The organism is Devosia sp. (genome assembly GCF_017307565.1).
Classification (GTDB): domain Bacteria; phylum Pseudomonadota; class Alphaproteobacteria; order Rhizobiales; family Devosiaceae; genus Devosia.
In genome coordinates this window covers 1-4,275 of the sequence record NZ_JAFKHD010000065.1, presented here as the reverse complement: position 1 = coordinate 4,275, position 4,275 = coordinate 1, and the positions used below count along the sequence as shown (strand labels likewise).

At 61.9% G+C, this 4,275-nt stretch carries 5 protein-coding genes; all 5 read right to left on the bottom strand.

Annotated features, from left to right (window positions below; genetic code table 11):
* The coding region (locus tag J0I64_RS01305) for an ABC transporter permease (protein WP_291405651.1) at window positions 1-749 on the bottom strand (749 nt) is incomplete at its 3' end.
* Complete coding sequence (locus tag J0I64_RS01300) at window positions 742-1,563, bottom strand: ABC transporter permease (RefSeq protein ID WP_291405649.1); 822 nt, start codon at window positions 1,561-1,563, stop codon at window positions 742-744. The genes J0I64_RS01300 and J0I64_RS01305, both read right to left, overlap by 8 nt.
* 263 nt (window positions 1,564-1,826) lie before the next feature.
* Entirely contained in the window at window positions 1,827-2,861 is a 1,035-nt protein-coding gene (locus J0I64_RS01295) for an ABC transporter substrate-binding protein (protein WP_291405647.1), read from the bottom strand.
* Between the two features lie 56 nt (window positions 2,862-2,917).
* Window positions 2,918-3,391, bottom strand: coding sequence for a DUF3830 family protein (locus J0I64_RS01290; RefSeq protein WP_291405645.1), 474 nt, complete (start codon window positions 3,389-3,391; stop codon window positions 2,918-2,920).
* Between the two features lie 90 nt (window positions 3,392-3,481).
* Window positions 3,482-4,275: gamma-glutamyl-gamma-aminobutyrate hydrolase family protein (locus J0I64_RS01285; protein WP_291405643.1), on the bottom strand; the 794-nt coding region annotated here is incomplete at its 5' end.

Sequence of the window (4,275 nt, the reverse complement as noted above, 5' to 3'; positions counted from 1 at the left end):
ACGATGGTCAGGGCAATCATGATGGTGGAAACAGCGACCACGGACGGATCGGGCGAGAACTCAAGCTGGCCGTAGATCTGCACCGGCAGCGTGGTGACGGTAGGACCGCGCAGGAAGAGGGAGAGGACCGCCTCGTCGAACGAGATGTTGAAGGCAAAGAACGCGCCAGCGGCGAGGCCAGGAACACATTGCGGCACGACGACGAACCACAGGCGCTGCATACGATTGGCTCCCATGGTGCGGGCGGCTTCCTCGAGATGGGGATCGGACTCTGCGAGCACGGCCAGTGTGGTGCGCACTACATAAGGTAGGGCGATGACCGTGTGGCTGATGGCTAGGGCGAACGGAGAAACCGGTCCGAAGGCGGCGCTCCAGAACATCAGCATGCCGATAGCATAGATGATGGTGGGCAGCACCAGCGGCGAGAGGAAGAGGGTCGCCAGCAGGTCCGAAAACGGCAGTTGCCGGCGATGGATAGCGACGGCCGCACCCCCGCCAATGACGGTGGCAAACAGGGTGACCATGACGGCGATCTGAATGCTGATCCAGCCCGCGCCGAGATAGGCGTTGGACGAGAGGACCTGCTGATACCAACGCAGGCTCAACCCATTGGGCGGGAAGGCAATGAACTGGCTTTCGGAGACGGAGACCCCGACGACCACGATCAGCGGTGCGAGCAGAATCAGGCCGGTCAGTGCGATGAAAACGACGCCGGCGATGCGCAGCCAGGCAGGTACGGCCTTAACCATTCTTGGTCCCCGTCAGCTTGATGTAGGGCGCCAGCACCAGGAGAATACCGACGAAGAGAATGACGGCCTGGGCCGCTGCGAAGGGCCAGTCCGGCGTTGCGGTGACCGACTTGTAGATAGAGGCGGCGAGAACCTGAATGCGCGTGCCGCCCAGGAGGTTGGGGGTGACGAACGAGCTTGCCGAGAGCGTGAAGCAGAGGAGCGAGCCGGCGACGATACCGGGCAGAGCCAGCGGCAGCACGACGGTGCGGATGGTCTGGAGGAAGGAGCAGCCCATGGTGCGAGCGGCTTCTTCGAGGCGGCCATCGATGCGGGTGAGAACGCCGAGGATCGAAAGCGTCATGAAGGGCAGCAGAACCTGCACCATGCCGATGACGATCGCTGCTTCGGTCTGCATCAAGGCAAAGGTGCGCCCGACAAGGCCCATGTCGCGGAGGATTTCAGGGATCAGGCCGCTACGGCTCAGCAGTACCATCCAACCGAATGTACGGACGACGACGCTGGTCATGAGCGGCAGAATGACCATGACGACCAGCCAGAGGCGAGCCTTGGGGCCGACCTTGGTCATGATGTAGGCGAGCGGAAAGCCGATGGCGGCGCAGATGGCCGTGATCAGCAGTGACAGCCGCACGGTGCGCCAGAGGATGCCCAGATAGAATGGATCGGTCAGGAACCGCACAAAGTGGTCCAGTGTGGGGCCGTTCTCGCCTGAAATGCTGAGCAGCAGCATCTGGGCGATGGGCAGGAAAAACGCCAGCCCAAGCAACAGAAGGCCAGGCAGGGCCAGCAGCAGGTTCTCTGTGCGGTCGTTCATTCGTTGCGCTCTTATATGGGGCACTCGATCATGGTGCCGAGTGTTCGGTCTATCTGTAGGCCTCGTGGCGAGCATGTCGAGCCACGATATCCGGATGTCTCGTCGAGACTATCGTCAGTTCCATCGCTGGGCACCCCAAAGGGGGGCGCCGGAGCGGTGCCACGAAGAGATGGCAGGCCGGAAGTGTGGCGTCCGGGCCTCCGATCCAGTCTGCTGCCCGAGGGAGTAGCAGCGGACGCTTCGGAGGCCCGAACACCTTTCGTTTAGCGGGCGATTGCCTTGTTCCAGGCTTCAACCCATGCCGTACGGTTGGCTTCGATGGCGGCCGGGTCGAACCGGATCAGGCCAGCCACGCCGGCTTCGCCGTAGGCCACGTCTGCTGCAACTTCCGGGCTGAGCTCGGTCTTGGCATTAGTGGGCGAGTAGCGCAGCGCCTCGGCGAAGCACTTCTGGGCTTCGGGCGAGATCGACATGTCGATGAACTTCAGTGCGAGGTCGGTGTTGGGACGACCGGCAACGAGGTTCGCAGTGATGAAGCTGGCGGGAGTGCCTTCCGAACCCTGGGCGAAGCCCGAGGGGAGGCCGGCATTGCGCAGCGTGAAGGCGTAGTCGGAAGCGTAGGGCGCGATCCAGGCGTCGTTCTGGGCGAACTCCTGCTGGATTTCCGGCGAGGTCGACACGACGATAGCGCCGGCATCGAGCAGCTTGCCCACGGCGTCGAGGCCTGGCTGGATATTGGTGAGATCGCCGCCTTCAACCTGATTGAGCATCAGGAAGCTGAGCATGCCATAACCGTTCGAAATATCGGTGAGCACCAGATGCTCGCTATATTCGGGGTTGAGCAGATCGGTCCACTTGGACGGCGGCGTGGTGACGGCTTCGGTGTTGTAGACGAGGCCGATAGCCGCGATCGAATAGGCCGGGCCTTGGCCCTTGGCCAGATTTGCCTTGGCGAAGTCGTAGAGGTCAGCGGCATTGGTCAGGCTTGCCGGATCGATCGGGGCGAGCAGCCCCTCAGCTGCGCCGACGATTTCCTGGCCACCAGAGAAGTGGATCACGTCAAACTGCGGCGCATCTTTCTGCGCGCGCAGCTGTGCAAAGGCGTCAGCCGAATAGGCGGTGACGACATTGACCTTGGCGCCGGTTGCGGCTTCGAACGGGCCGATGACGCAGGTGCGGTGGGCCGCTTCGTAGGCGCCGCCGAAGGAGTTGATGGTGAGCGCGTTGTCTTGCGCGAAGGCGGTGGAGCCGAGAAGGGCAGAAATGCCCAGGACAGCAGTGCCGAAAGTCAGCTTCATTTGAGTCTCCCTTGCTGATGATGTGAGGCCGGGCGGGTGCGCCCGGCCAACGTTCCCTAGAGGCGGCCGAGCTCGACGGTCTTGGCGCCTTCGATACGGATCAGGCGGCACTGTTCGGCCACTGCGTCCAGGTTTTCGGTCATCTTGCCGAAATAGGTGCAGGGGATCCAACCAGTGGGGCCGAAGGTGCGGCCGCCGACGCCGTAGAACATGCCGATCTCCCAGAACTCGGTCGGGTCGATCTTGAAGAAGTTCTTCGGCTGGTAGTACCAGAGCAGCTCGCCGACTTCGGGAATGATCGTCTGGTTTTCCGGCGGCAGGGCGGTCGGGTCGAAATTGCGGTGCGACTCGGGCAGGCCCATCATGATCTCGGGACCCGAGAACATGGCGTGGGTGGCCTTCCACTGGATCGGCGTCTCAAGCGCATTCCACAGTGCTTCGCAAGTCTTGGGCGCGTTGTCCCAATAAAGCGTGATGATACCCTGAACGTTGGCATCAACGAATTTGAGATAGAATTTCTTGTCAGACATGGATGGCCATTAGTTAGTTTGGTCCCGTAATCAAAGGCCTTCACGCACCCCTGTCCAATTCCAAATCAAAATTCACGCGATAATGGATTTTTATCGCTTTGCGTAAGCCCGCGCGATTTCTCCGACTTCCCGCCAGAAGGCAAGGTCGTGTGGTCGCGTCTCCGGGCGCCATTCCGGGTGCCACTGGACTGCGAGGATTGGGGATGCGCCGGAGGGTGAGGAAATTGCCTCCACAACGCCGTCGGGGGCACGGGCATTGATCACAAGACCCTCGCCCAATTGACCGATGGTCTGGAAGTGGACGCTGTTGATGGCGACCGGCTTGTCGCCGACGATCCGCGACAGTGGCGTTCCCGGAACGGGGGTTGCCGTGTGCCCATAACCAAACATGTCATCGATCGAGACGCCGTCGGGAGCATGGTGCGCGAGGTCGGGCGGTTCGGCGTCGCGCTGGTCGGTCAGCGTTCCGCCAAGGGCCACGTTGATCTCCTGCAGGCCCCGGCAGATGCCAAAGACCGGCTTGCCCGCCGCAACGGCGGCCTTGATCAGCGCGTCGGACATTGCGTCCCGGGCCGGGTCGAATGGCGCACGGCCAGTGTCGGCGCCGTAGCGGAAGGGCTCGATATTGGAATTGCTGCCGGTCAGCAGGATCGCATCGAGGCGTTCGAGGATCGTATCGGCATTGTCGATCTGATCGATGCTGGGGCAGATCAGGGGCACGGCATCGGCATATTTGGCGACCGCGTCGACGTAGCGCGTCTTGACGGTATAGGCGTTCTCGCCCTCGACAATTCGATTGCAGGAAATGACCCCGATGACGGGTCTTCTGGTCATGGACATGGCGGTGTGGGGGTTGGGAAAGGCTCTTTCAAAAGTCGTTTTAG

Excerpts from the sequence above, each read along its gene's own strand:
- J0I64_RS01300 (WP_291405649.1), bottom strand. The coding sequence starts at position 1,563 with ATGAACGACCGCACAGAGAACCTGCTGCTGGCCCTGCCTGGCCTTCTG.
- J0I64_RS01295 (WP_291405647.1), bottom strand. The coding sequence starts at position 2,861 with ATGAAGCTGACTTTCGGCACTGCTGTCCTGGGCATTTCTGCCCTTCTC.
- J0I64_RS01290 (WP_291405645.1), bottom strand. The coding sequence starts at position 3,391 with ATGTCTGACAAGAAATTCTATCTCAAATTCGTTGATGCCAACGTTCAG.